Origin of the sequence: Arthrobacter sp. AFG20 (assembly GCF_002892795.1) — a bacterium.
Taxonomy (GTDB): Bacteria; Actinomycetota; Actinomycetes; order Actinomycetales; family Micrococcaceae; genus Arthrobacter.
Window position 1 is genome coordinate 403,053 of record NZ_PJMC01000001.1, and the last position, 26,503, is coordinate 429,555.

Sequence of the window (26,503 nt, forward strand, 5' to 3'; positions counted from 1 at the left end):
CCCCAAAAGACAAAAACGGCGGCGGGCCGGCCCCGAAGAGCCGGCCCGCCGCCGTCGTAATTCAATCTTTAGTTCACTGCCCCGGTGAACTTCTCACCGGGACCCTTGCCCGGCGGATCCGGAATGATGGACTCTTCGCGGAAGGCGAGTTGCAGTGACCGCAGGCCATCGCGCAACGGACCGGCATGCTGCGAACCGATTTCCGGGGCGGCCGCCGTCACCAGGCCGGCAAGGGCGGTGATGAGCTTGCGGGCCTCATCCAGGTCCTTCAGCTCAGCGGCGTTCTCCTCTGCGGCCAGGCCGAGCTTCACGGCCGAGGCGCTCATCAGGTGCACGGCCGCCGTGGTGATGACCTCGATCGCAGGAACTTCGGAGATGTCGCGGATTTGCTGTGTCACGTCGTCCCCGGCGCCAGGCGCCTGGTAGACGTGTGAATTGCTGTCTGGAGTGCTCATACTGGTAAGCTTGTCACAGACCGACTGGATGTCGTTATTTTGCCGTGGATGAGACCCACTGCCGCGAATGTGCGGTAAGCGGGCATCTTTATGTAGAATTGATATTCAGTTTGCAAGCGGAGTTCTCTCCCACCCGCGTCAGCCGTTTTCCCGGAAGTTTTAGGGAAGCAAGGTTGCCGGGTAACGGTCGGGCGGTTCACCGGGTTAGGAGCCCGGGGAAGTGCGTGCGGTCCCTCGCGGGATGTGCACATCCGATCCTTTGAGGCCTTCGATTGCTCCGGCAATTGGGGGCCTTCTCTATTTTGCCGGTGGAACACCCATCACGAACACAGGAGCTTTAACATTAGCGAGCCAAGAATCAATGAGCGTATCCGCGTCCCTGAGGTGCGGCTGGTCGGCCCTGCCGGCGAACAGGTAGGAATCGTCCGTATTGAGGATGCCCTGCGTCTGGCTGCCGAGTCCGACCTGGATCTCGTTGAAGTTGCACCGCAGGCTAAGCCTCCGGTGTGCAAGCTGATGGACTTCGGCAAGTACAAGTACGAAGCCGCGGTCAAGGCCCGTGAGGCCCGGAAGAACCAGACCAACACGGTTTTGAAGGAAATCCGGTTCCGCCTGAAGATCGACACCCATGACTACGAGACCAAGCGCGGCCACGCCCTCCGCTTCCTCGGAGCCGGGGACAAGGTCAAGGCCATGATCCAGTTCCGTGGCCGTGAACAGCAGCGTCCCGAAATGGGCCTGCGCCTGCTTCAGCGTTTCGCGGAAGATGTCGGTGAGGTCGGTGTGGTCGAGTCCAGCCCCCGCATCGACGGCCGCAACATGGTCATGGTCATCGGTCCGCTGAAGAACAAGGCGGAAGCCAAGGCCGAAGCGCGCCGTGCAACGCAGCGTGCAGAAGCCAAGGCCCAGAATGAAGCCAAGGCCGCAGGCCGCGTGGACACCTCCGGTGACGATCAGGCACCCCTGACGCAGTCGCTTGCCGACCTTCTGCCGGAAGGCTTCCAGGTTTCCACGGAGGCCGCTGCGCAGGACGCCCCGGCAGCAGCTGAGGCAGCCGCTCCGGAAGCCGCCGTCGAAACGCCCTCGGTTCCGGTCGAAGCAGCTCCGGCTGCCGAGGCTCCCGCGGAAGCACCCAAGGTTGCCGAAGCGCCCAAGGTTGCCAAGGAGGCCGAGCCGAAGCGCGAGGTACCCAAGGCCGCAGCACCCAAGGCAGCCCCCGCTGCTCCCCGGGCCGCAGCACCGAAGGCGGCAGCGCCTGCAGAGCCGAAGGCTCCCGTAGCTGAATCGCCTGCTCCGGCAGCGCCGAAGCCTGCGGCTGCCCCGGCCCCGCCCAAGCCGGTGGCCAGGCCGGCAGCGCCGAAGCCTGTTGCGCGACCCGCAGCGCCCCGGCCCACGCCGAAGCCGGCGGGCAAGAAGACCACCTAGTTCGAAACTGCGGAAGGCATCGCCTTCAGGCAGCCAGCAACCAGCATGCCGCCCGCAGGGGCGGCTGCGCGATAGAACTGCGGACATTGTCCGCGGATACGTAAGGAGATCGGTTCCCATGCCGAAGATGAAGACCCACAGCGGTGCTAAGAAGCGCTTCAAGCTGACCGGCAGCGGCAAGCTGCGCCGCCAGCAGGCCAACCGCCGCCACTACCTGGAGCACAAGTCCTCCAGGCTGACCCGCCGCCTCGCCGGCGACAAGATCGTCTTCAAGGGCGACGCCAAGGTCATCCGGAAGATGCTGGGCATCTAATTTCCAAGCATTCTGACTGACTGCCGCCTGGCAGCAGTCAACTACCAATAAGCCTTCTCAGGCCAGCCGGTTACCGGCAGTAGTCGCTTGGGATCAGATTTTTGAAGGAGTACGCACGTGGCACGTGTGAAGCGGGCGGTAAACGCCCACAAGAAGCGCCGGGTTATCCTCGAACGCGCCAAAGGTTACCGTGGACAGCGCTCACGCCTGTACCGCAAGGCCAAAGAGCAGCTGCTGCACTCGTTTGTGTACAGCTACGGCGACCGCAAGAAGAAGAAGGGCGACTTCCGCCGCCTGTGGATCCAGCGCATCAACGCTGCATCCCGCGCAAACGGCCTGACTTACAACCGCCTGATCCAGGGCCTGAAGGCCGCTGAGGTCGAGGTTGACCGCCGCATGCTGGCCGAGCTCGCCGTTTCCGACGCCAACGCTTTCGCTGCGCTGGTCCAGGTTGCCAAGGACTCCCTGCCTGCAGACACTTCCGCTCCGGCCGCCAAGGCTGAGGCTGCACCGAAGGCCAAGGCTACCCGCGCACGCGCTGCGAAGAAGCCGGCTGCTGCAGCTGCTGAGTAAGCAGGCAACTCCCAGTTCAAGGACCGGTGGCAACAGCCACTAAGGTTTCTTATATGAACGAAACCGGGCGCCCGCAAGACTTTCCACTCTCCAATCCCCGAGCAGATCGGGTCAGGGACGTGGCAAAGCTTGCAGGGCGCCCGGCCCGTTTAAAGCGCCGGCAGTTCCTGGCCGAGGGCCCCCAGGCTGTACGTGAGGCCCTGGTGCTTCACGGCAAGCGGATCGCTGCGGGCCAGCCGGGCATAGTCCGCGAGGTGTATGCCAGCGAGGCCTGCCTGGACCGTTACCCCGAATTTGAAGAACTGGCCGTGGAAACCAGCGCCCGGCTCGCTACGGACGACGTCCTTGCCGCCATGGCGGACACCGTCACGCCGCAGGGGATCGTTGCGGTGTGCGATTTCGTGGATGTCGCCCTGGCGGACGTGCTCGACGCCGGACCGCGGTTGATTGCCGTGCTCTGCCAGGTCCGCGATCCCGGGAATGCCGGGACGGTGCTTCGGGCCGCAGACGCCGCCGGCGCCGACGCCGTGGTCCTCACCGGTTCCAGCGTGGATATCTACAATCCGAAGGCGGTCCGCTCAACCGCCGGCTCCCTCTTCCACCTTCCGGTGGTCCTCGGTGCCGACGTCAACGAACTGGCTGCGCTGTGCAAGGAGCGGGGGATTGGCGTCCTAGCAGCGGACGGCTACGGGCAGCTGAACCTCGACCGCCTGCAGGACGAGAACGCCGCACGCCGGCTTGGCGCTTCGGCCGCCGGCTCTGACTACGCCCTGGAAAACCCCACGGCCTGGCTTTTCGGCAACGAAGCCCAAGGGCTCTCCGAGGACGAGCTTGCGCTGGCCGACCACCGGGTGGCGGTGCCAGTCTATGGCGCCGCTGAGAGCCTCAACCTTGGAACGGCCGCCACCGTCTGCCTCTACGCGAGTGCGAGGTCCCAGCAGCCCGCCTAGCGCTGGAGTTTTTGTCCAGATATCGGCCGCAAAAGACGTTTTTAGTCGCGATATCTGGACAAAAACTCCACTGGGAGGCAGCGTCGGCAGCCGTACACGAAGGAGCGGGGGCCCACCGTCCGGTGGACCCCCGCTCCTGTCTATTTTGTCTGTTGTGGGCCCGGGCCAGTTGCGGCCCAGGGCCCGTGACTTGGGCCTGTTATGGTGCCCGGGTGCTGTGGCTGCGGCCGGTGATGGCGCCGTAGATACCTGCGACTACGAGGCCGCCGATGATGGCGAGGATCCAGGTGCCAAGGTCGAAGAACGCCAGGTCACCCTTGCCGAAGAGAAGGCTGCCGATCCAGCCGCCAACGATGGCGCCAACGACGCCCAGAACCAGGCTGGTGACCCAGCCGCCGCCGACCCTGCCGGGCATGACGGCTTTAACGATTGCGCCTACGATCAGGCCGAGAATAATCCAAGCAAGAAATCCCATTGTCTGCTCCTTCATATTCGTCGGGATCGATTCTTATCAGTCCCGATATGGCTTCAAGCTAACACAGCACGTGATTACTTGTCAGCAGGCTTACTTTTGGCACTTTTCGTGGCGTGTGAAGCCGTGTCCGGTGTCTGTCCGGGGCCGGACGGGTACGGTATTTACTAGACGGCGGTTCCATACCGCCCTGTCCCATCCGTTGAAATATCCACGTGAAGAGGTGAGCCTCCCTTGGCTGCAAATGGCGGTACCAAGGCGATTGTCGCGGCCTTGGCTGCAAACCTGACAATCGCCGTTTTGAAGTTCGTCGCGTTCATCCTGACGTTGTCGTCTTCCATGTTGGCTGAGGCCATCCACTCTGTCGCCGACTCGGGCAACCAGGTCCTGCTGCTGGTGGGCGGAAAGCGCGCCCAACGGGCAGCCAGCCCGGAACACCCGTTCGGCTACGGGCGCGAGCGGTACATTTATGCGTTCATCGTTTCCATCGTGCTCTTCAGCGTCGGCGGCCTGTTCGCCTTGTATGAAGCGTGGGAAAAAATCCAGCATCCGCACGGGATCGAAGGTGACTTCTGGTGGGTGCCCCTAGCCGTGCTGGTGGGTGCCATCATCGCCGAGGGATTCTCGTTCCGAACGGCCATCGTCGAAGCCAACCACGTGCGCGGCAGCCAGGGCTGGATCAGCTTCGTGCGGACCGCCAAGCAGCCCGAGCTTCCGGTGATCCTGCTCGAGGACTTCGGTGCCCTGCTGGGCCTGGTCTTCGCCCTGTTCGGCGTGGGGCTGACCCTGCTGACCGGCGACGGCATCTGGGACGGGATCGGTACCGGAATGATCGGCCTGCTGCTGGTGGCCATTGCTGTGATTCTGGCGATGGAAACCAAGTCGTTGCTGCTGGGGGAGTCGGCAACCAAGGACGACGTCGGACGCATCCGGCACGCCATCGAAGCGGACGGCACCGCCATCATCCACCTCAAGACCCTGCACCTGGGCCCGGAGGAGCTGCTCGTGGCCGCCAAGATCAGCGTGGAGGCGGGCGATTCGGGGCTGGATATTGCCAAGGCCATCGACGACGCCGAAGCCCGGATCCGCTCGGCGGTTCCCATCGCGCGGGTCATCTACCTGGAGCCCGACATCCGCCGCGCGCAGGTGGCCAGCGGGCCCGCCCTTGCGGGCGACTCAGGCGCCTAGCTGCTTACCCCTGGGGCCGCCGGCCCCCGTGCAATTCTGAGCCGCTGGCTCCGTGACTGCTGTTACGGAGCCAGCGGCTTTTTGCGTTCCAACAGGCCGCTGAACAGGGCCACGACCAGGCCGAGAATGGCCAGAACAGCACCCACCAGGGCGGGCGCAACGTAGCCCCAGCCCCAGGCGATCACCAGGCCGCCCAGGAAGGCGCCCAGAGCGTTGGCGACGTTCAGAGCGGCGTGGTTGAGCGAGGACGCGAGCGACGGCGCATCAGGAGACGCATCCAGCAGGCGGGTCTGCAGGGCCGGGACGAGCATGGACCCGGCGCCGCCCACCACGAACACCATGACGAAGGCCGACCACGGCCAGTGCACGGCCACGGCGTACACCACGAGTGCGACGGCGATACCCGGCAGGACGCGGTAGATGGTCCCCATCACGGACTTGTCCGCGATCCGGCCACCGACGATGTTGCCGGCCACCATTCCCAGGCCGTACAGGGCCACCACGAACGGGAGCAGGGCGGCGGGGATACCGGCCACGGAGGTCATGGTGTGGGAGATGTAGGTGTACGTGGCGAAGAACCCGCCAAATCCGACGATGCCGATGAGGATAGCCAGCCAGACCTGCGCCCGCCTGAGCGCGCCCAGCTCCCTGCGGATGCTGGCGTCCGCGTGCGCCTTTTGGAACGGAACGAATTTCCAGATGAGCGCCAGGGTCACCAGTCCCAGCACTCCCACCAGGACAAAGAGCAGGCGCCAGCCAAACGTCTGGCCGAGCCAGGTGGCGAAGGGGACACCGACCACGTTGGCAACCGTGAGTCCCGCCATGACCATGGAGATGGCCCAGCCCCGCTTGGTCGGCGCCACCAGGGAAGCGGCGATGACCGCGGCCACGCCAAAAAATGCACCGTGCGGCAGACCGGCGGCGAACCGGGAGACCAGCATGCTCGCGTAGTCGGGAGCGATGAACGCGGACAGGTTGGCAACACTGAAGAACAGCATGAGGCCCAGCGCAAGGAGCTTGCGCGGCAGTTTCGCTCCGACGGCGGCAAGCACGGGAGCTCCGACGACGACGCCCAAGGCGTAGGCCGAGATGAGGTGGCCGGCCTCGGGAGTGCTGATCCGGAGTCCGACTTCGACCTCCTTGAGCAGTCCCATCATGGCGAACTCGGTGACACCGATACCGAAGCCGCCCATGGCCAGGGCAAGGATGGCGGGTCCGATGTTCGTGGCGGCTTTGGGTGTGCGGGGAGCCTGGACAGTGGAAGTCATGTGCCTGCTTTTCGAAGGGGAGTTGCGGAGTAGGCCTTGTTGCCACCGTTATGTCTGATTTTAACAAGCTTCGTGGCGAGATGGATATTCCAGCCCGGGGAGGGCCCGCCTCATGAAAAACCCGTGCCCTCATAGACTGGACCGGTGACTGAAATGATTAACGTCGTCGGCGGGGCCGTGCTGGACTCGTTGTCCGCTCCCGCCCGGCTTCTCGTGGCACGCCGCACAGCACCGCCGCAGTTTGCCGGCATGTGGGAATTCCCGGGCGGCAAGGTGGAACCGGGCGAGGCCCCCGAGAGCGCACTGCACCGGGAGCTCCGTGAGGAACTCGGCATCGGCGTCGTCCTTGGGGCGGAGCTGGCGGCGCCCGGGCCAGCCGGCTGGCCCCTGAATGACAGGGCCGCGATGCGCGTGTGGTTCGCCGAAGTGGCCGACGGCGACCCGCGGCCACTGGAAGATCATGATGAACTCCGCTGGGTCAGCATCCGCGAAGGTGATGAAGCTCTCAGTCTGCCCTGGATTCCGGCCGACCTCCCGATTGTCCAGGCGCTGCTTGCCAGCGTCACCGCAGCGAGCCGCGCGGACTCCCTCCCCGGAAATTAACGCCACCCTTCGGCGCCTTCATCGAGCTGATTATTCGGATTTGTTGCCGTTCAGGACTGCTGGGCAGAATTACATGCTGGACACCCCCGCGGTGTCTCACTCCTTGGACAGCTCCGGGAGGTCTCCACGCCCAGCCCTGAAGGAACCGCATGATATCCGTGAGCCGTGTCGTCAAGAGCTACGGCTCCGGGACCGCACAGGTCCGCGCCCTCGACGACGTGACAATGACAGTGAAAAAGGGCGAAATTTTCGGCGTCGTGGGGCAGAGCGGCGCGGGCAAGAGCACCCTGATCCGCACCATCAACTCCCTGGAGCAGCCGGATTCCGGAACCGTTCACGTCGGAGGCCGGGACATGACAAAGCTGGCTGGCCGGGACCTGCGGCAGGCCCGGCACGACATCGGCATGATCTTCCAGCACTTCAACCTCCTTAGCGGCCGCACTGTGCGGGCGAATGTCGAGCTTTCGCTGGAAATCACCGGTGCAGGCCGGGCGCAGCGGCGGTCCAGGGCGCTGGAGATCCTTGAGCTCGTGGATCTGCACGGCAAAGCGGACGCGTATCCCGCCCAGCTGTCAGGCGGCCAGAAGCAGCGCGTCGGCATCGCCCGCGCGCTGGCATCCAGCCCGTCCGTGCTGCTCAGTGATGAGGCCACCTCGGCGCTGGACCCGGACACCACACGCCAGATCCTCGACCTGATCCGGCAGCTGAGCAAAGACCTGGGCCTGACCGTGCTCCTCATCACGCACGAGATGGACGTGGTCAAGCGCATCTGTGATTCGGCCGCTGTCATGAGCCAGGGGCGGATCCTGGAGCAGGGTTCCGTGGAGAAATTGCTGACCACCGAGAAGTCCCTGCTTGGCCAGGCACTCTTCCCCCTGGGCGATATCCCCCCTACCTCCAACGCGGTCGTGGAGATCACCTTCACCGGAGTGGCCACCGACCGGCCGGTCATAGCCCAGCTGGCACGCCAGCACGGCATCGACGTGGGGATCCTGGGCGCCGCCGTGGAGACGATCCACGGCCGTCAGACAGGCCGGACCCGGCTGGAACTGCCGGGTGACGAAAGGGCCGTGTCCGGCGCCGTCGCCGACCTGCGGTCCCAAGGACTTTACGTGGAGGTAATCAAGTGATCGACCGCAACGATCCGTACTTTTGGGCGGACCTGCTGGACACCATCCTCAAGGGCGCCGGGGAGACTTTTTACACAGTGGGCGTGAGCCTGCTCCTCACGGTTCTCTTCGGGCTGGCGGCCGGCGTGCTGCTGGTTACCACCGAGGCCCACGGGCTGCTGGCCAGGCCGTTCGGCAGCCGCGCCCTGGGGGTCGTCGTGAACAGGGTGCTGGACGTCGTGGTGAACATCGGCCGGTCCATCCCGTTCATCATTCTGATGATCCTGCTCATTCCCTTCACCCGCCTGCTGGTCGGCTCCTTCATCGGTCCGACGGCGGCGATCGTACCGCTGGCGATTGCCGGCATTCCGTTTTTCGCCAGGCTCGTGGAAATCGGTATCCGCGAAGTGCCCAAGGGCCTTATCGAAGCAGCCCAGTCGCTCGGCGCCACCCGGTGGACGATTCTCACCAAGGTCTTGGTGGCAGAAGCTGTTCCCGCCTTGGCGCTGGGGCTGTCCACCACGGTTGTGGGCCTCATCGGATACTCCGCCATGGTGGGCGCGGTTGGCGGCGGCGGGCTCGGCGATGTGGCCTTCCGCTACGGCTACCAGCGCTACAGCCCCGAGTACATGTTCGCCGTCGTCATCCTGCTGATCCTCCTGGTCCAGCTCTTCCAGTCGCTGGGCAACTTTGCCGCCCGCAGGCTGTCCCACCGCTGACAGCGATATTCCTCCCACGCGATTTTCATCCCCATCCGCTCCATCCTGAAAGAGTCCAGCATGATCCGATCCACCATCCTCAAGGCCGCTGCTGCCGGAGCCGCCGCCGTTCTGGCCCTCTCTGCCTGTGGCAGCCCAAGCTCCTCCAGCGCTTCGGAGACCATCAAGGTGGGTGCCCTTGCGGTGCCCGCCGGCGACATGCTCAAGCACGTCCAGCGGGAGCTCGCGCCCAAGGAAGGCCTGACGGTCGAATACAAGGAGTTCAGCGACTACAACACGCCGAATCCGGCCGTGAGCGACGGCGACGTTGACGCCAACCTCTTCCAGAACACCACGTTCATGGAGACGTACAACAAGGCCTCGGGCAAGAACCTGGTCAGCGTCGGAAAGGTGTACCTGCCGCCGATGGCCCTGTACTCCAATGAGGTGAAGAGCCTGGACGCCCTGCCTGAGGGCGCGTCGGTGGCCATTCCCAATGACCCCACCAACGAGGCCCGCGCCCTGAAGCTGCTCGCGTCCAAGGGGCTCATCGAGGTGACGGAAAACCCCATCACGCTCAAGGACGTGACGGCCAACCCGAAGAATCTGAAGTTCACGGAAATTGAGAACGCCAGCCTCCCGCAGGCGCTGAACGACAAGGATGCCGCCATTGTCACCCTGGCGTTCGCCCTGCCGGCCGGCCTGAGCACTGACAAGCAGATCCTGGTCGAGGGCAAGGACAGCGCCTACTACAACGTGCTGGCCGTGAACGCCGACAAGAAGGACGACGCCCGGGTGCAGAAGCTCTATAAGATCCTGACGTCGCCGGAGATGAGGGACTTCATCCAGGCGGAGTTCAAGGGCCTGGTGATTCCGGCTACCTAAGGCTGACCGGCTAAGGCTGACTGGCTTACTGCGGATTGTGCCGCAGGGAACCCCGCGGAGGGCAGGACGGTGACCGTCCTGCCCTCCGCTTATTTGCTTGGGGCGCTTTTGGTGGCGGCAGTGTTGCTGCAGGCTCAGAACAGTGTGGGCTGGGACGTCCGGGGGTCGCTGCGGTGGTCAGGCCGGCCTGGTCCATGCGCCCGTGTCCGTTGTTGCGGAATGCTTCCCTCGGGGTAGGCAGCTTCCTCACCGCGGGGATCGTCAGCATGGTGGTCGTCGACGTCCCGGTGGCTGAACCCGTGCGAGCCGGAGAAGCCATGCCGTGCTTTGAAGAAGCGGACCCTGCCCGCCAGCCAGGTGCGGTATTCCTTGGAGGCATATGAGCCCGTGCCGTACAGCCTGCGGTAGCGGCCCACGAGTTCCGGATGCCGGGCCGCGATCCACTGCATGAACCATTCCCTGGTGCCGGGCTTCAAATACAGTGCTCCGGCCGAGACGCCGGTTGCACCCGCAGCCGCCAGCGCGGCGAACAGGGAGTCCAGTGCCTCGTCGCTGTCCGAGAGCCACGGCAGGATGGGCATGGCCATCACCCCGCAGGGCAGCCCGGCGTCGCGGAGCCTGGAAACGAGCTTGAGCCGGGCCCGCGGTCCGGGAGTGCCGGGTTCGATGGCCTCGGAGAGCTGCTCGTCCGTCATGGCGAGCGAGATCCCGATGCCCACCGGCACCTGTGCCGCGGCATGCTTCAGGAGCGGAATGTCACGCGCTAGCAACGTCCCCTTGGTCAGGATGGACAGCGGAGTCCCGGAATCGGCAAGCGCGCCGATGATGCCGGGCATCAGCTGGTACCGGCCCTCCGCCCGCTGGTAGGGGTCGGTGTTGGTGCCCAAGGCCACATGCTGCCGGTTCCAGGAGGGCTTGGCCAGCTCCTTTTGCAGCACCTCGGCCGCGTTGATCTTCACTACCACCTGGCTGTCGAAATCAAGGCCGGCGTCGAAGTCCAGATAGGTGTGGCTCTTGCGGGCGAAGCAGTAAACGCAGGCGTGGCTGCAGCCGCGGTACGGGTTCACGGTCCACTCGAACGGCATCCGGGAGCCGGCGGGCACCTTGTTGAGCACCGATTTGGCGGTGACCTCGTGAAAGGTGACGCCGGCGAACTCGGGCGTGGACACAGACCGCACCAGGCCGGCCAGGGGCAGCAGCGGTGCAGTCCCGGGCATCTCTTCCTGTGCGGGTTTGAGTGCCTGTGCGTCCCATCTCATGCCCTCCATTCGAAGGTATGTTCGAACTTAAGTCAAGGCCCGCCGTCGGCGTTTCCCACGGACCGGCGACTGCGCTGGGTCCATAATTCTGCTCACGAGCTCACGTCCCGGCCATCCGACGTAAGCCAGCTGTCCGACGTAACCCAGCTAGCCGACGTCGCGCTCGCCGCCGGCAGTCTGCACTGGGGCACCGGCGGTGTCCCTGTCCTGAAGCGCAGCTCCCACTCAACCGTGACGCTGGTGCTGACTCCGGATTCACCGGCTTCTACCGCCATGGCGTCGGCGGCGAAGGCCCGCTGCATCCCGCCCACCGGAACGGGCGCCGACGGCACGGGGTGCTGCCGCACGGAGACCACCTCACCCAGCTCAGCTCCGGCCAGCCCGGCGAGCTGTGCGGCCGCCGCCCGTGCATCAGCCCAGGCGGCCTCGCGGGCCAGCGCCATTACGGCTGCGGCATCGGCAAAGCCGAGCTGCATGCCATCCAGGCGGACGTCGTTGCCGCCGGCCTCCACGGCAGCAGCGATGACCCCTGAGCCGGAGGCAAGATCCCGCAACCGGACGCTGAGCATGCTGGATGCCACGTACGCGGTGACCTGTTGACCCCGGCCCTCCTGCCAGACGACGTCGGCTCGGACGTTGAGCCCCGACGTCCTGATGTCCCGGTTCTCCACGCCCCGGCTGCGCAGCGCAGCCGTCACGGCAGCGGAGGCCTCGCCGGCGGCGGCATAGGCATCACCTGCGCTGTCGCGCCGGCTTTCCACGCCAATGGAGAGCGTCAGCAGGTCCGGCGCGGCCTCCGCGGTACCGGTTCCGGTGACCGTGACAGTCCCGGCTTCCGTACGGCCCGCGGGTTCACTCATGCCTGTGCCTCCGGTCACGCCTGTGCCTCCGGTCCACGTAGCCGCCGGCCTCCAGGCCCGCGTGCCGCTCGAAGGGATTTCCCGACGCCGGATCGCCGTACCGGGCGGCCGACCAGGCCGCGGCCGCGAAGTAGAACAGCAGGAAGGGCAGCCCCAGGCACCACGCGTACTGGGTGCTGTGCCGCTCCTCGTGGCCGAGGAGCGCGCGGCTTGTCAAAGCGGCGTCGGCGCCCGAGCGGAAGATGACCACGTTGCCCACAGTGAAAGCACCAGCCACCGGCAGCCGCCAGCAGTAACCGGTGGCGACAATCAGGCCGCGGGGACCCCGAAACGTCCTTGTACCGGCCAGCCCGGCAAGCACCAGACCCAAGGGCGTGGAAGCGTTCAGCACGTTTGCGAGCTGCCTGAGGCGCTGTCTTTGCGTCAGGGGGCCTCTCGTTTGGGGGCCTTGCGTCATGAGGCCATGCTAGCCGCGGGGCGGCCGGGCAGGACAGGCAACGGCTCCGGCGGTGCGTGAGAGGCACATTCCGGGCACATGACAGGCCGATGACAGCCCCGGGCACGCGGCAGCCGGGCCCACTGTCAATTAGCCCGGCGCCGTCAATTAGACTGGGAACAGTGCCCGCCGGCCATCCGCCGGTGAGCCTGCCCTAGTCCTGGGATGGCGTCTCTGTATGACGTCCTTGGGCGACTTTCTGCAATGACGTGCCAGCGACGGACGCGCTGCCGGGGAAACCGGCGCGGCTGCACAAGCCGCTGGCATCACCCGACTCGTAGCTAAGAACAGTAGATGACTGAAACTTTGCCGGGCGCCGCCGTCCCGAACCCTCTGGATGAAACCGCCATCAACGCCGCCGTGGACCAGGCCGTCGCCGCCATTGCCGGCGCGTCCACGCTCGATGAACTCAAGGCAGTCCGCCTGGCCCACACCGGCGAGAAGTCGCCGCTCAGCCTGGCCAACCGTGGAATCGGAAGCCTGCCCAAGGATCTGAAGGCCGCCGCCGGCAAGCTGATGGGTTCGTCGCGCGGACGTGTTAATAAGGCGCTCGCGGACCGCACCGCCGAGCTCGAAGCGGAGAACGACGCCCGCATCCTCGTTGAGGAGACCGTGGACGTCACGGCAGCGCCGCGCCGCCGCCGGGCCGGAGCCCGCCATCCGCTGTCCACATTGCAGGACCGGGTCGCGGACATCTTCGTGGGCATGGGCTGGGAAATCGCCGAAGGCCCCGAGGTGGAATCCGAGTGGTTCAACTTCGACGCACTGAACTTCAAGCCGGACCACCCGGCCCGCGAAATGCAGGACACGTTCTTCGTGGAGCCGCCGGAAGCGCACCTGCTGATGCGCACGCACACCTCGCCGGTGCAGGTCCGGTCCATGCTGGAACGTGAGCTGCCCATCTACGTGCTGTGCCCCGGCAAGGTGTTCCGCACCGATGAGCTCGATGCCACCCACACCCCCGTGTTCCACCAGTTCGAGGGCTTGGCCATCGACAAGAAACTCAGCATGGCTGACCTCCGCGGAACCCTGGAGCACTTCGCCCGCCAGATGTTCGGCGACGAAGCACAGATCCGGCTGCGCCCCAACTACTTCCCGTTCACCGAGCCGTCCGCCGAGCTGGACATCTTCCACCCAGGCGCCAAAGGCGGGCCCCGCTGGATCGAATGGGGCGGCTGCGGCATGGTCAACCCCAACGTCCTGCGGGCCGCCGGCATCGATCCGGACATCTATTCAGGCTTTGCCTTCGGCATGGGCATCGAGCGGACGCTCATGTTCCGCAACGAGGTCGGCGACATGCGCGACATGATCGAGGGCGACGTACGTTTCAGCGAGCACTTCGGGATGGAGATCTAACAGTGCGTATCCCACTTTCCTGGCTGCGTGAATTCGCGCAGATACCGGCCGGAGCCACGGCCGAAGACGTCATGACGGACCTCGTCAAAGTCGGCTTTGAAGAGGAAGCGGTCCACCGCCCCACGGACGCCCTGCGCGGACCCGTCGTGGTGGGCCAGGTCCTGAGCCTGGTCAAGGAACCGCAGTCCAACGGCAAGACCATCAACTGGTGCCAGGTCCGCGTCGTCCCCGAGGGGCAGGAGCAGACCCTCACCGGCAAGGGCATTGATCCGTCCGGCGTGCAGGGCATCGTCTGCGGAGCCCACAACTTCGTCGAGGGCGACAAGGTGGTGGTCACCCTGCCGGGCGCCGTCCTTCCCGGCGACTTCCAGATCTCGGCACGGAAGACTTACGGCCACATGTCCGCGGGCATGATCGCCTCCGTCCGCGAACTGGGCATCGGCGAGGACCACGACGGCATCCTGGTGCTTTCACGGATCGGCCTGGACCCCGAGATCGGGACCGACGCCATGGAGCTCCTGGGTCTCTACGACCAGGCCGCCGAAATCAACGTGACCCCGGACCGCGGCTACGCCTTCTCCATCCGGGGCGTGGCGCGCGAATACGCCCACGCCACCGGCACGGTATTCACCGATCCCGCGTCGAAGGTCACTGCGCCGGCTGTCCTTTCCGGCGGCTACGGCGTCAAGATCAACGACGACGCGCCCATCTACGGCAAGCCGGGCTGCGACCGCTTCGTGGCGCGCACCGTCCGCGGTGTGGACGCCACCAGGCCCACGCCGCCGTGGATGTCTTCCAGGCTGAGGTTGGCCGGCATCCGGTCCATCTCGCTGCCGGTGGACATCTCGAACTACGTGATGCTCGAGCTCGGCCAGCCGCTGCACTTCTACGACCAGGACAAGCTGTCCGGTGACATCGTGGTGCGGCGTGCGGTGACGGGGGAGAAGCTGACCACGCTCGATGGCAAGGAACGAGCGCTGGACGCCGAGGACCTGCTGATCACCGACGCCTCCGGTCCCATCGGCGTCGCCGGCGTCATGGGCGGAGCGTCCACCGAGGTCACCGACGCCACCACGGCTGTCCTGATCGAGGCGGCCCACTTCGAGGAAGTTTCCATTGCCCGCTCGCGCCGGCGCCACAAGCTCCCGTCCGAAGCCTCCAAGCGCTTTGAACGCGGCGTCGACTGGCAGATCGCCAACATCGCGGCCCAGCGCGCCGTCGACTTTCTCGTGGAACTGGCCGGCGGGACCGCCGATGAGTCGGGCACCGACGTCGGAACCGCACCGGATCCGGTGACCATCGCGCTCCCGGGGGAATTCCCCGCCGCCCGGATTGGCATCGACTTCACCGAAGAGCAGATCGTCACGTCCCTTGAGGACCTGGGTGCCGTTCTCGAAAAGACCGACGCCGGCTGGACCGTCACAGCGCCAAGCTGGCGGAACGACCTGGAAACCAAGGAGGACCTCTCCGAGGAGGTAGCCCGCCTGGTCGGCTACGACCAGATCCCCGCGACCCTGCCGGTGGCGCCCCCCGGCCGGGGCCTGACCCGCGTGCAGCAGCAGCGCCGCCGCCTGGTCCAGGCCCTGGCGGACGCCGGTCTCACCGAGGTCCTCGCCTACCCCTTCGTGTCGAAGGCCGCCAACGAGGCGTTTGGCGTGGCCGAGGAGGGTGCACCCCGGACTGCGGTCAAGCTTGCCAACCCGATCAGCGAGGAGCAGGGCTACCTGCGCACATCGGTGCTGCCGGGCCTGCTGGAGGTTGCCAAGCGCAATCACTCCCGCGGCTTCCGCGACCTCGCCGTCTTCGAAGCCGGCATGGTGTTCCTGCCCGGTGACACGCTCGGCACGCCGTCCATCCCTCCGCTGGGCGTCAAGCCCACCGATGAGGTGCTGGACGCGCTGTACGACGGCGTTCCGGACCAGCCGCTGCACGTCGCAGCCGTCCTGACCGGCCACGATTCGCCGGCTGCCGCCGGCCACGCCCCGCGCCTGTGGGACTGGGCCGACGCCCTGGACATCGCCCGCCTGGCCGGTGACGTCCTGGGTGTGGAGCTTGTGGTCACCCAGGGCCGGCACCAGGCCTTCCACCCGGGCCGCGCCGCGCAGCTTTCCCTGCGCTCCGGCGAGGTGGTGGGCTACGCCGGCGAGCTGCACCCCAAGCTCCTGGCTGCGCACGACATGCCGGCGCGGTCCGTCGCGCTGGAACTGAACGCGGATGCCCTGTTTGAGGCGGCGGCCGACGTCGTCGTGGCGCGCCACATCTCGACGTTCCCGGTGGCCACGCAGGACGTAGCACTCGTGGTGCCGCAGGACGTCCCGGCCGACGACGTGCTGGCAGCGCTGCGTGAAGGCGCCGGGGAGCTGCTCGAGGACGTCGCCCTGTTCGACGTGTACGCGGGGAAGGGGATCGAGGACGGCAAGAAGTCCCTCGCCTTCGGCCTGCGGTTCCGCGCAACCGACCGGACGCTGACGGCCGACGAGGCGTCGGAGGCGCGGGAGCACGCCGTCGCCACCGCAGCCGAGCGGTTTGGTGCCGTCCAGCGCTAGCTGTGCATAAAGAAAGACCACGCCATCTGGCGTGGTCTTTCTTTATGCCTGAATGGCTTTATGCCGTCCGGTCTAAGGCAGCGGCGGCAGGGCTTCTTCGTAGAGCCAGGGGTGCAGAAGCGATTCCGTGTCCAGCCCCGTGACACGGTCGGCCGTGAGGATGAACTCGGGCGTTGACACGGAACTGTGCGCGTATGTTCGGGTCCACTCCTGCAGCAGCGCGAAGAATGCAAGGTCGCCGCAGCGGCGCCGCAGGGCGTGCAGAGCCAGGGCTCCGCGCTTGTAGACTCTGTCGTCGAACATGAGCTCGGGTCCGGGATCACCCACCAGTATGTCCTGAGCGCCGGCGCTGAGCCGCTGCCATGCCGCACGCGCCCGCTCGTGGGCGGGCATCACGCCGGCGTCCTCGGACCAGATCCATTCCGCGTAGCAGGCGAACCCCTCGTGCAGCCAGATGTCGTTCCACGTGCCGAGCGTCAGCGAGTTGCCGAACCACTGGTGGGCCAGTTCATGGGCGATCAGGCGCTGTGATTCCCATCCGGTATCCAGGTGGTTGGCGCCGAGGATGGACAGCGACTGCGCCTCGAGCGGGATTTCCAGCTCATCGGCGGTGACCACCACTGTGTATTCGGGGAAGGGATAAGGGCCGAAGCGGCTGACGAACGCGCTCATCATGGCTTCCTGCCGGGCCAGCGCGGTCCGTGCCCGGGGTGCCAACTGGGCCGGCGCTGCCGCGAACTGGGGCACGCCGCCGGATGCCGGCAGGCGCTCCAGGCCGTACCGGCCGATCTGGACCGTTGCCAGATACGTTGCCATGGGCTTGTTCTGCTCATACACCCAGGTCTCCCGGCTTGACTTCACGGTATGCCCCACCAGGAGGCCGTTGCACACGGCGCGGTAGCCGGCGTCGGTGGTGACGGCGATCCGGTAGCTGGCCTTGTTCCGCGGGTGGTCGTTGCACGGGAACCAGGACGGCGCGCCGTTGGGCTGGCCGGCCACGAGGACGCCGTCGGTGAGCTCCTCCCAGCCCACCTCGCCCCAGAGCCCCCTTCGGGGCCGCGGGTTTCCGTCGTACCGGATGTCGAGGCTGAATTCTGAGCCCGCCTCGAGGGGCTGCTCGCAGTGCACCACCAGCTGTTCCGCCCGCTGGGTGAACTTCCGTACCCGGGAGCCGTTCAGCTGCACCTTGAGGGCCCGGAGACCGGTCATGTCAAGCACGACGGCGGCTGTGGGACGCGCTGCCACGGCAGCCAGGACCGCACGGCCGGTCAGCCGGTTGCTGGCCAGCTTGTAATCCAGCTCCAGTTCATAGTGCAGGACGCGGTAGGCGTCCGTTCCGTGGCCCGGGACGTACGGGTCGCCGGTGGCGGCGGCGCCCGCAGAGAGGACGGCGGCCGGGCCTGGCGATTCTCCGGAGCTCATTCTGCGTGTGACTTCCTTAGCTGTTATTTGAGGCGCGGTGCGGGAACGGTGGGCCCGGCGGCCCAGGGGCTGACCGGATTGCCCATCCAGTACGTCCCGGCGGGAACGGTCTCGCCCCGCATTACCAGGGACGCGGGACCAACGGTCCCACCCTTGCCAATCCTCGCCTGCGGCAGAATCACGCCGTGCGGGCCCATCGTCGCCCCGTCTTCGAGACTAACAGTGTCGATGCTCATGATGCGGTCGTGGAAGAGGTGGGTCTGGACCACGCAGCCGCGGTTGACTGTGGAGCCGGCGCCGAGGGTCACGAGGTCCGCCTCGGGAAGCCAATAGCTTTCACACCACGTGCCGCGGCCGATCCTGGCGCCGAGGGCACGCAGCCACCAGACGAGGGCAGGGGTGCCGCTGGCCGACCGGGCAAACCACGGGGCACTCACCATCTCGATGAAGGTGTCCACCACCTCGTTGCGCCAGATGAAGGAGCTCCACAACGGGTGTTCACCGGTCCTGATCCTGCCCACGAGGAGCCACTTGGCCGCCGCGGAGCAGCCTGCCGCCACCCCGCCCGCGAGCAGGAGGACCACGCCTCCAAGTCCCGCTGCCGCCCCGTAGCCCACGGCGGTGGCGAGCCAGTCGAAGACGAGCAGCACGCCAAGGGCCAGGCCCACCGTCAGGGCTACCGGCACGAACCGGCACAGTTCCCAGAGGGTCCTGGCCACCTTGAGCCTGGCCGGCGGCTGGAAGGTGCGCGTGCTGTCGGACGCCACCGCGGTGCGCCGCAACCTGACCGGTGGGCTGCCCAGCCAGGACGTGCCTGACTTGGCCTTGCCCGGGGTCGCCGAGAGGACTGCGACCAGGGAGTTCTTTGGCACGCTGCGTCCGGCGGCGGTCATGCCGGAGTTGCCAAGGAAGGAACGTTTTCCGATTTTTGCGGGCGCGATCCGCATCCATCCTCCGCCGAGCTCATAGGAGGCCACCATGGTGTCGTCGGCGAGGAAGGCGCCCTCGCCCACGGTGGTCATGCGCGGCAGCAGCAGGACGGTGGAGGCCTCAACATTCTTTCCGACCTTCGCCCCCAGCAACCTCAGCCAGACCGGCGTGAACAGGCTGGCGTAAAGGGGGAACAGCAGGTCCCGCGCCATGTCCAGCACCCGCTCGGTGGCCCACACCTGCCAGCCGACGCGGCTGCGGACCCGGTAGTAGCCCTCCTTCAGGCCGACGCCCAGCAGTCTGGTGGTGGCAAGGATCAGCAGCATATTGGTGAGGCACCAGGTCAAAGCGGCGAGCGGAAGCGAGGCCAGCACCTGCGGCACGGCACTGAGCAGTGAGTCGTTGCCCCTGATGAACAGGAAGACTACCAGGGCTGCAGCTACGGCTGAAGCGTACGGAATCAGGGCCAGCACGGCGGACGCGGCGGCGAAGGCCGCGAACCAGAGATGCCGCAGGAGGGAACTGACCGGCTGAGCGGCGGGCCAGCCCTGCTTTGCCTTGCCCCGCCGTTCTGCCGGGGAACCCGCCACCACCTGACCGGACTTGACCTTGCCCAGCACGGCGGAGCCCGGTTCCACCTGGCCGCCGGCACCGATGCTGGCCCCGGGCATCAGGGTGCTGCGGGCTCCCACGGTGGCTTCTGCGCCGACATGGATGTGGCCGATGCGGACGATGTCGCCATCAATCCACCACCCGGACAGGTCCACCTCAGGCTCGATGTTGCAGCCGCGGCCCAGGGTGAGCAGGCCGGTCACCGGGGGTAGGGAATGCAGATGGACGTCGCTCCCGATCCTGGCGCCGAGGGCCCTTGCGTAGTACGGCACCCAGGGCGCACTGGCGAGGCTGATGGCGCCTGCCAGGTCCTGGATCTGTTCGGCCAGCCAGAGGCGCAGGTGCACTTTGCCTGCCCGCGGGTAGTTTCCGGGCTGCAGGTTTCGAAGCAGGAGGCGTGCGGCGGCAACAGAAATGGCCATCCTTCCCAGTGGGCTGACGAAGACCAGCCAGGACGCTGCCACCCACCACCATGACACGGTGGGTGCGGCCGTGAACCCGGCAAACGTGAACAGGACGTTGTTTGCGGCCATCAGATAGGTCAGCCAGCGCATGCCAGCCAGGATGTGCAGCGGTATGCCCATGAGGGTCTGGAAGACCTGTGACTTCAGGGCCGTGGGGCGGACCGGCCGTTCCGGGGCAGGGCCGGCGGAGACGCCGTCGGGCAGTGACTGGCGGGCCGTCTCGATCAGCGCGCCGATGCGCGGGGTGGCGTAAATGTCCGCCACGGTGATGGTGGGGTAGCGGACCCGCAGGGCGGAGACGAGCTGGGCGGCGGCCAACGAACCGCCGCCATGTGTGAAGAAGTCCGCATCGAGGCCCGCAACGCTGCTGCCCAGGACCGCCTGCCACCGGTCAACGATCCACTGCCCATCCTCCGGCAGGTTCAGCGGCGCGGCGTCCGCGTCCGCGGCGCCGGCGCCCGGCAGGGGCCACGGGAGCGCATGCCGGTCGACTTTTCCGCTGGTCTTGGTGGGCAGGCTCTCGACGACCGTCAGCATCGGGATGAGCGGAGCGGGCAGTGTGGCGGACAGCAGTTCTCTGAACGCGGCCAGGTCAGGCGCTGGCTCCGTCCCGCCGGCGGGAGCGAGGTAACCCACGAGGACCTGGTTGCCGGCCGCCGTCGTGCGTACAGCGGCGGCGGCACCCGCAACGCCCGGGAGGGACTGCAGGGCTGCTTCGATCTCACCGAGTTCGATCCGGCGGCCGCCAAGCTTGACCTGATCGTCGGCGCGTCCCAAGAAGATCAGGCCGGCGCGCTCGAAGCGGACCAGGTCGCCGGAGCGGTACGCGCGTCCCCATCCCAGCGAGGGCATGGGGGCATATTTCTCCGCATCCTTCTGCGGATCGAGGTAGCGGGCCAGCCCCACGCCGCCGATGATGAGCTCGCCCGCCTCGCCCTCGGCCACCGGGACGCCGTCGGAGTCCACCACCGCCAAATCCCAGCCGTCCAGGGGGAGCCCGATCCTGACCGGGCCGGTACCGCCCAGCGGAGCCGCGCACGCCACAACTGTTGCCTCTGTGGGTCCGTAGGTGTTCCATACCTCACGGCCGTCCACGGCCAGGCGCTCGGCCAGCTCCGGCGGGCAGGCCTCGCCGCCGAAAATCAGCAGCCGGACGTTCTCCAGGGCCTCTGCAGGCCACAGCGCCGCAAGCGTGGGAACGGTGGAGACCACCGTGATCCCGTGATTGATCAGCCACGGCCCCAGGTCCATGCCGGTGCGAACCAGGGCCCGCGGGGCAGGCACAAGGCAGGCGCCATGGCGCCAGGCCAGCCACATCTCTTCACAGGAGGCATCGAACGCCACCGAAAGACCTGCGAGCACACGGTCCTGCGGACCCACCGGATCGTCCTGCAGGAAAATACGCGCTTCTGCGTCCACGAACGCGGCCGCAGAGCGGTGCTGCACCGCCACACCCTTGGGCGTCCCGGTGGAACCGGACGTGAAGATGACCCAGGCGTCGTCGTCAGGCGCGGCCGGGCGCGGAGCCGGGAAGGGGCGCGGACGCTTGCGGGCCGTGACGATCTCGCCGTTTGCCCGCAGGATACCGGCCACCAAGGCCTCACCGAACACCAGCTTCGCCCGTTCGTCCGGGTCATCCGCGTCCACGGGGACGTAGGCCGCGCCGATCAGCAGGACGGCCAGGATCGCGATGTAGAGCTCGTTGGTGCCGGACGGGATCCGTACCCCGATTTTGTCGCCCGCTCCGAGGCCGGCCTGGTGCAGCCGCCGGCCCTCAGCCTTGGCCTCGGCGAGGAGTTGGGCATAGCTCAGGGAGCGGCGGCCGTCGTCGAGCGCGGAAGCGTCCGGATACCGGGCGGCCGTCTCGGCCAGGATGTCCACCAGCGTCCGCTCCGGCGGAGCCTCAGCAGCACCCGGGAGTTGCGCGGCGTGCAGCACAGCGGCCGCCGGCCTGCCGGCGGCGGAGGGATCGGTGGTGTCCAAGGTGTGCAGGAGCGGGTCAGTCACGGCTGGATTCTTTCCCGGCGAGATGAACGGAAGGTGACATCGTTTCCTTCGTGTTCATCCGAGGCTGGTTTACTACGGAACCAGCAGCACCTTGCCGGTGGTACGCCGGCCCTCGAGGTCCTCGTGGGCCCGGCGTGCCTCAGCCAGCGGGTAGGTGGCGCCGATACGGACGTTGAGGCTGCCGTCCGCTGCGGCGCCGAAGATTTCCGTGGAGCGCCAGAGGCGTTCCTGCGGGTTGCCGAGGAAGTGGGCGAGGGACGGCCGCGTCAGGGTCAGGGAACCGCCGGCATTGAGCCGCTGCGGGTCCACCGGCGGGACGGGTCCGGAGGCTGCGCCGAAGAGCACCAGCGAACCGCGGGTGCGCAGGCTGGCCAGCGAGCCGTCGAACGTGTCCTTCCCAACGCCGTCGTACACTACGTTCACGCCGGCACCGTGGGTCAGGTCCCGGACGGCGTCGGCGAAGCCGTCGTAGCGCAGCACCTCGTCTGCGCCGGCACCGCGGGCCAGGGACTCCTTCTCATCCGTTGAAACGGTGGTGATGACACGGGCGCCGCGGGCCTTCAGGAGCTGGATCAGCAGCAGGCCCACCCCTCCGGCGCCGGCATGGAGCAGGACGTTGTGCCCGGGCTCAACCCGGAACGAGGAGTTGATCAGGTAATGGGCCGTCATGCCCTGGAGGGGGAGTGCAGCGGCGGTGTGGTCGTCCACGCCGTCCGGCACGGGCAGGGCCTTCGCGGCGTCCAGCACGATGTACCCGGCGTAGCACGCAGTTCCCTCCGCCGTGGCCACTCGGCTGCCTACCGAAACGTCCTCGACACCCTCGCCGACTTCCTCGACGACGCCGGCCGCTTCAGATCCCGGGGTGAAGGGATAGGCCACCTTGTAGGTGCCGTTGCGCTGGTAGGTCTCGATGAAGTTGACGCCCGTTGCCGCGACCTTCACCAGCAGCTGGCCGGGACCGGGGACGGGGCGGTCGATCTCCGTGATGTCCAGAACCTCGGGACCGCCTGCCTGCCGGGCGACGATGGCGTGCGTCATGGAATTTCTCCTTTTCCGGGCCGGGACCTCCGGCACCCTTCCTCACCTCATCCTAGGGACCGGGGCCGTGCAGGCGAAGTCGGGGCGGCGGGTCAGTAGCGCCGGGAGACCGTTGCCATGGGGCATTCGAAGTGGCGTCCCGCAGCGAGCCCCACCTCATTGAGGTATCTGACGATGATTCCGAATGACGCCGCCAGCGTGGTCTCCGTGAAGGGAATCCCTTGTTTTTCGCAGTGCTGGCGAACAATCGCCGTTGCCTTGTGCAGTTGGGGGCGTGCCATGTCGGGGAAGAGGTGGTGCTCCACCTGGCGGTTCAGGCCGCCGAGCAGGATATCCATGAACCGGCCGCCGGAAATGTTGCGTGATGTGAGGACCTGACGGCTGAGGAAGTCGACGCGGCTGTCTGCCGGAAGCACCGGCATGCCCTTGTGGTTGGGCGCGAAGGACGCACCCATGTAGAACCCGAAAACAGCGAGCTGCACGCCGATGAAGGCGGCAGCCATGCCCAGCGGCAGGAAGGAAAACGCCAGCACCGGAAGGATGCTGAGGCGGGTCAGCAGGATCGGCAGTTCCACCCAGCGGTGCGTGACCTTGGTGCGCCGGAGGATGAAGCGGACAGAATCTATCTGCAGGCCGAGCCCCACAAGGAAGAGCAGGGGGAAGAAGAGCCAGCCCTGCTTTCGCGTGAGCAGGGCCAGCCGGCCCTGCCGTGCGGCCGCGGCTTCCGGGTGGAAGGCGATGGGGCCTGGGGCGATGTCCGGATCCTTGGAGATGACGTTGGGGTGGTTGTGGTGCGCCCCGTGTTTCTGCTCCCACCACGAGTAGCTGACGCCGGCCACGGACGTTGCCAGGAGCCGTGCTGACCAGTCGTTGGCGCGCCTGGAGGCGAATATCTGGCGGTGGCCCGCCTCGTGGGCCAGAAAGCTCAGCTGCGTGCAGATGATGCCGAGTGCTGCGGCGATGAGGAGCTGGAACCAGCTCTGGCCGATCAGCGCGAAACCGAACCAGGTGGCTGCCATCAGGACGACCAGGCTGGAGAACACGGTGATGTAGAAGCCCTGGCGCCGTTCCAGGAGCCCGGCGGCCCGCACCGTCTTAAGTAGGTCGGTGTAGCTCTGTGTGACCGGATTGGCCTGGCGGACCCTGCTGGCCCGGCTGATCCGGGGCTGCGGGCGCTCGGAAGTGATGGTGGACGTCATGAACGGCGTGCCTCGTAACTGTTTACGGGCAACGCTGCTGCCGACGTTCGGCATGCGCGGAGTGGATCACCCTTTGTCAATCATACGGCGGCTGGGAGTGGCGGCGGACGGGCGGGCGCGCCCAGTTCATGCATAAATATCGGGACCTATGCATACTCTTGCTGTATAGTCGTCTTCATGACTATTTCTGTTGCCGTTTCCGGGGCCAGCGGCTACGCCGGCGGCGAAGTCCTCCGCCTCCTGGCCGGCCATCCGGACGTCACCATCGGAGCCATCACGGCACACAGCAACGCCGGTTCCAGACTAGGCGAACTGCAGCCGCATCTCCATGGCCTGGCCAGCAGGATTCTCGAGGACACCAGCGTGGAGAACCTGTCCGGGCACGACGTCGTGTTCCTGGCCCTGCCGCACGGGGCATCCGCCGAAATCGCGGCCAAGCTCCCCGAGGGGACGGTGGTGATCGACGCCGGCGCGGACCACCGCCTGGAGTCCGCCACCGCGTGGGAAAAGTTCTACGGCTCGGACCACGCCGGAACGTGGCCGTACGGCCTGCCTGAGCTGCCGGGCCAGCGCGAGAAGCTCAAGGGCGCCAACCGGATTGCCGTTCCGGGCTGCTACCCGACGTCGGCGCTGCTTGCCCTTACGCCCGGCTTCGCCGGCGGCCTGCTCGAGGGGAACGACGTCGTCATCGTCGCCGCGTCCGGCACCTCAGGCGCCGGCAAGGCAGCCAAGGTGAACCTCATCGGCGCCGAGGTCATGGGGTCCATGAGCCCCTATGGCGTCGGCGGCGGCCACCGGCACACGCCGGAAATCGAACAGGGCCTGTCCAACGCCTCCGGCGAGCCGGTGACTGTTTCCTTCACGCCCACCCTGGCACCCATGAGCCGGGGCATCCTCACCACAGCCACCGCACGGGTCAAGCCCGGCGTCGGGGCCGAGGAACTTCGCCGTGCCTGGGCGGAGGCGTACGACGACGAGCCGTTCGTCCACCTGCTGCCCGAAGGCCAGTGGCCCACCACCAAGTCCGTGCAGGGCTCCAACCACGCCGCCATGCAGCTGGCTTTCGACCAGCACGTCGGCCGCGTCATTGTCACCTGCGCCATCGACAACCTGACCAAAGGCACCGCCGGTGGAGCTGTGCAGTCCATGAACATTGCCCTTGGCCTGCCGGAAACCGCCGGCCTCAACCTCCAGGGAGTTGCCCCGTGACCATTACCGCCCCCAAGGGATTCCGTGCCTCCGGCGTCACGGCCGGCCTCAAGGCCTCAGGAAATCCGGACCTCGCACTCGTGGTCAACGACGGGCCCTCCAAGGCCGCAGCCGCCGTCTTCACCTCCAACCGGGTGGCCGCAGCCCCCGTCCACTGGTCGCGCCAGGTGGTCTCGGACGGCCGCGTGGACGCTGTGATCCTCAACTCCGGCGGCGCCAATGCCTGCACCGGCCCGCAGGGCTTCCAGAACACGCACACGACGGCGGAGAAAACGGCCGAGGCGCTGGGCCTGTCCGCCACCGACGTCTTTGTCTGTTCCACCGGCCTGATCGGCGAGCAGCTGCCCATGGACAAGATCGTCCCGGGCATCGATGCCGCCGCGGCAGCTCTGAGCGCGGACGGCGGGCCCGACGCCGCCACGGCCATCATGACCACCGATACGGTGTCCAAGCAGGCGGTCTTCACCGGCGCCGACGCCGACGGAAATGAATTCACCATCGGTGGCATCGCCAAGGGCGCAGGCATGCTGGCGCCCGGGCTGGCCACCATGCTGGTGGTGCTCACCACGGATGCGGACGTCCAGCCGGAATTGCTCGACCTTGCCCTCCGCGACGCGACCCGCGTCACTTTTGACCGCGCCGACTCTGACGGCTGCATGTCCACCAACGACACCGTGGTGCTGCTCGCCTCGGGCGCTTCCAAAGCCGTTCCGTCCGACGGGACCTTCGCCCAGGGCCTCACCCAGGTCTGCGCCGAGCTGGCCCGCAAGCTGATCGGCGACGCCGAGGGCGCCAGCCACGACATCGCGATCCGGACGTTCAATGCCGCCACTGAGCGCGACGCCGAAACCGTCAGCCGCGCCGTGGCCCGCTCCAACCTCTTCAAGGCAGCCATCTTCGGCAAGGACCCCAACTGGGGCCGCGTGCTCTCCGCCGTGGGAACCACCGACGCCGCGTTCGAAGCGGACCAGCTCAACGTGTCCATGAACGGCATCCAGATCTGCCAGAACGGCGGCATCGGCCAGGACCGCATGCTGGTGGACCTGGAACCGCGCGAGGTGCTCGTGGAAATCGATCTGCAGGCCGGCGGGGCGGAAGCCACCATCTGGACCAACGACCTCACGCACGACTACGTTCACGAGAACAGCGCCTACTCAAGCTAGATC

General features: G+C 66.9%; 23 protein-coding genes. 13 read left to right on the plus strand and 10 right to left on the minus strand.

Going from position 1 to position 26,503, the window contains the following annotated elements:
- Positions 1-68 precede the first annotated feature (68 nt).
- Positions 69-455, minus strand: a complete 387-nt coding sequence (locus tag CXZ05_RS01820) for a DUF1844 domain-containing protein (protein ID WP_003798723.1) — start codon at positions 453-455, stop codon at positions 69-71.
- 384 nt (positions 456-839) lie between these two features.
- On the opposite strand from CXZ05_RS01820, the gene infC reads away from it, so the two are divergent.
- The 4 genes from infC (at position 840) to CXZ05_RS01840 (ending at position 3,716) form a co-directional block, all read left to right on the plus strand.
- Positions 840-1,880 (plus strand): translation initiation factor IF-3, encoded by a 1,041-nt coding sequence (gene infC, locus CXZ05_RS01825; protein WP_258006398.1) that lies wholly within the window; start codon positions 840-842, stop codon positions 1,878-1,880.
- Between the two features lie 118 nt (positions 1,881-1,998).
- On the plus strand, positions 1,999-2,193 hold the full coding sequence (gene rpmI, locus CXZ05_RS01830) for a 50S ribosomal protein L35 (protein ID WP_009358635.1): 195 nt from the start codon (positions 1,999-2,001) through the stop codon (positions 2,191-2,193).
- A 117-nt stretch (positions 2,194-2,310) separates the two neighbouring features.
- The gene (rplT, locus tag CXZ05_RS01835; protein ID WP_003798718.1) at positions 2,311-2,766 is read left to right on the plus strand and encodes a 50S ribosomal protein L20; all 456 of its coding nucleotides are present in this window, start codon (positions 2,311-2,313) and stop codon (positions 2,764-2,766) included.
- A 53-nt stretch (positions 2,767-2,819) separates the two neighbouring features.
- Entirely contained in the window at positions 2,820-3,716 is an 897-nt protein-coding gene (locus CXZ05_RS01840; protein ID WP_102970897.1) for an RNA methyltransferase, read from the plus strand.
- A gap of 199 nt (positions 3,717-3,915) precedes the next feature.
- Here the strand turns inward: CXZ05_RS01840 and CXZ05_RS01845 are convergent, their stop codons facing one another.
- The gene (locus CXZ05_RS01845; RefSeq protein WP_003798714.1) at positions 3,916-4,191 is read right to left on the minus strand and encodes a GlsB/YeaQ/YmgE family stress response membrane protein; all 276 of its coding nucleotides are present in this window, start codon (positions 4,189-4,191) and stop codon (positions 3,916-3,918) included.
- A gap of 231 nt (positions 4,192-4,422) precedes the next feature.
- Here CXZ05_RS01845 and CXZ05_RS01850 point away from each other — a divergent pair, with 231 nt between their 5' ends.
- Positions 4,423-5,376: a cation diffusion facilitator family transporter gene (locus CXZ05_RS01850; protein WP_102970898.1), complete on the plus strand. Its 954-nt coding sequence runs from the start codon at positions 4,423-4,425 to the stop codon at positions 5,374-5,376.
- Between the two features lie 62 nt (positions 5,377-5,438).
- On the opposite strand, the gene CXZ05_RS01855 is transcribed toward CXZ05_RS01850, so the two are convergent.
- A complete protein-coding gene (locus CXZ05_RS01855; protein ID WP_102970899.1) occupies positions 5,439-6,644 on the minus strand; it encodes an MFS transporter in 1,206 nt (401 codons plus the stop codon).
- Between the two features lie 144 nt (positions 6,645-6,788).
- Between CXZ05_RS01855 and CXZ05_RS01860 the strand changes: the two genes are divergently transcribed.
- From CXZ05_RS01860 to CXZ05_RS01875, 4 genes are all read left to right on the plus strand, one after another.
- Positions 6,789-7,247 carry a (deoxy)nucleoside triphosphate pyrophosphohydrolase gene (locus tag CXZ05_RS01860; protein ID WP_102970900.1) on the plus strand — a complete coding sequence of 153 codons (459 nt, stop codon included), beginning with the start codon at positions 6,789-6,791 and terminating at the stop codon, positions 7,245-7,247.
- Between the two features lie 149 nt (positions 7,248-7,396).
- Entirely contained in the window at positions 7,397-8,377 is a 981-nt protein-coding gene (locus tag CXZ05_RS01865) for a methionine ABC transporter ATP-binding protein (RefSeq protein ID WP_102970901.1), read from the plus strand.
- Entirely contained in the window at positions 8,374-9,075 is a 702-nt protein-coding gene (locus tag CXZ05_RS01870) for a methionine ABC transporter permease (RefSeq protein ID WP_102970902.1), read from the plus strand. The genes CXZ05_RS01865 and CXZ05_RS01870 overlap by 4 nt, the downstream gene beginning before the upstream one ends.
- 60 nt (positions 9,076-9,135) lie before the next feature.
- The gene (locus CXZ05_RS01875) at positions 9,136-9,939 is read left to right on the plus strand and encodes a MetQ/NlpA family ABC transporter substrate-binding protein (RefSeq protein ID WP_102970903.1); all 804 of its coding nucleotides are present in this window, start codon (positions 9,136-9,138) and stop codon (positions 9,937-9,939) included.
- Positions 9,940-10,073: 134 nt separating this feature from the next.
- Here CXZ05_RS01875 and CXZ05_RS01880 read toward each other — a convergent pair whose 3' ends face one another.
- From CXZ05_RS01880 to CXZ05_RS01890, 3 genes are all read right to left on the minus strand, one after another.
- Positions 10,074-11,198, minus strand: a complete 1,125-nt coding sequence (locus CXZ05_RS01880; RefSeq protein WP_102970904.1) for an Rv2578c family radical SAM protein — start codon at positions 11,196-11,198, stop codon at positions 10,074-10,076.
- A gap of 92 nt (positions 11,199-11,290) precedes the next feature.
- Positions 11,291-12,058 carry an SIMPL domain-containing protein gene (locus tag CXZ05_RS01885; protein ID WP_308410974.1) on the minus strand — a complete coding sequence of 256 codons (768 nt, stop codon included), beginning with the start codon at positions 12,056-12,058 and terminating at the stop codon, positions 11,291-11,293.
- Complete coding sequence (locus CXZ05_RS01890) at positions 12,051-12,449, minus strand: DUF4157 domain-containing protein (protein ID WP_258006399.1); 399 nt, start codon at positions 12,447-12,449, stop codon at positions 12,051-12,053. Before CXZ05_RS01890 ends, CXZ05_RS01885 begins: the two co-directional genes overlap by 8 nt.
- Before the next feature lie 399 nt (positions 12,450-12,848).
- Between CXZ05_RS01890 and pheS the strand changes: the two genes are divergently transcribed.
- Entirely contained in the window at positions 12,849-13,910 is a 1,062-nt protein-coding gene (gene pheS, locus CXZ05_RS01895) for a phenylalanine--tRNA ligase subunit alpha (protein ID WP_102970905.1), read from the plus strand.
- Positions 13,911-13,912: 2 nt separating this feature from the next.
- Positions 13,913-16,456 (plus strand): phenylalanine--tRNA ligase subunit beta, encoded by a 2,544-nt coding sequence (pheT, locus tag CXZ05_RS01900; protein WP_102970906.1) that lies wholly within the window; start codon positions 13,913-13,915, stop codon positions 16,454-16,456.
- A 72-nt stretch (positions 16,457-16,528) separates the two neighbouring features.
- On the opposite strand, the gene CXZ05_RS01905 is transcribed toward pheT, so the two are convergent.
- From CXZ05_RS01905 to CXZ05_RS01920, 4 genes are all read right to left on the minus strand, one after another.
- Positions 16,529-17,878, minus strand: a complete 1,350-nt coding sequence (locus tag CXZ05_RS01905) for a M1 family metallopeptidase (RefSeq protein WP_102970907.1) — start codon at positions 17,876-17,878, stop codon at positions 16,529-16,531.
- A gap of 23 nt (positions 17,879-17,901) precedes the next feature.
- Positions 17,902-21,867: a Pls/PosA family non-ribosomal peptide synthetase gene (locus CXZ05_RS01910; protein WP_374754614.1), complete on the minus strand. Its 3,966-nt coding sequence runs from the start codon at positions 21,865-21,867 to the stop codon at positions 17,902-17,904.
- Positions 21,868-21,963: 96 nt separating this feature from the next.
- The gene (locus CXZ05_RS01915) at positions 21,964-22,929 is read right to left on the minus strand and encodes a quinone oxidoreductase (protein WP_102970908.1); all 966 of its coding nucleotides are present in this window, start codon (positions 22,927-22,929) and stop codon (positions 21,964-21,966) included.
- A gap of 92 nt (positions 22,930-23,021) precedes the next feature.
- A complete protein-coding gene (locus tag CXZ05_RS01920) occupies positions 23,022-24,128 on the minus strand; it encodes an acyl-CoA desaturase (protein WP_102970909.1) in 1,107 nt (368 codons plus the stop codon).
- Between the two features lie 177 nt (positions 24,129-24,305).
- Here CXZ05_RS01920 and argC point away from each other — a divergent pair, with 177 nt between their 5' ends.
- On the plus strand, positions 24,306-25,337 hold the full coding sequence (gene argC, locus CXZ05_RS01925; protein WP_102970910.1) for an N-acetyl-gamma-glutamyl-phosphate reductase: 1,032 nt from the start codon (positions 24,306-24,308) through the stop codon (positions 25,335-25,337).
- On the plus strand, positions 25,334-26,500 hold the full coding sequence (argJ, locus tag CXZ05_RS01930) for a bifunctional glutamate N-acetyltransferase/amino-acid acetyltransferase ArgJ (protein ID WP_102970911.1): 1,167 nt from the start codon (positions 25,334-25,336) through the stop codon (positions 26,498-26,500). Before argC ends, argJ begins: the two co-directional genes overlap by 4 nt.
- The last annotated feature ends 3 nt before the right edge of the window (positions 26,501-26,503 follow it).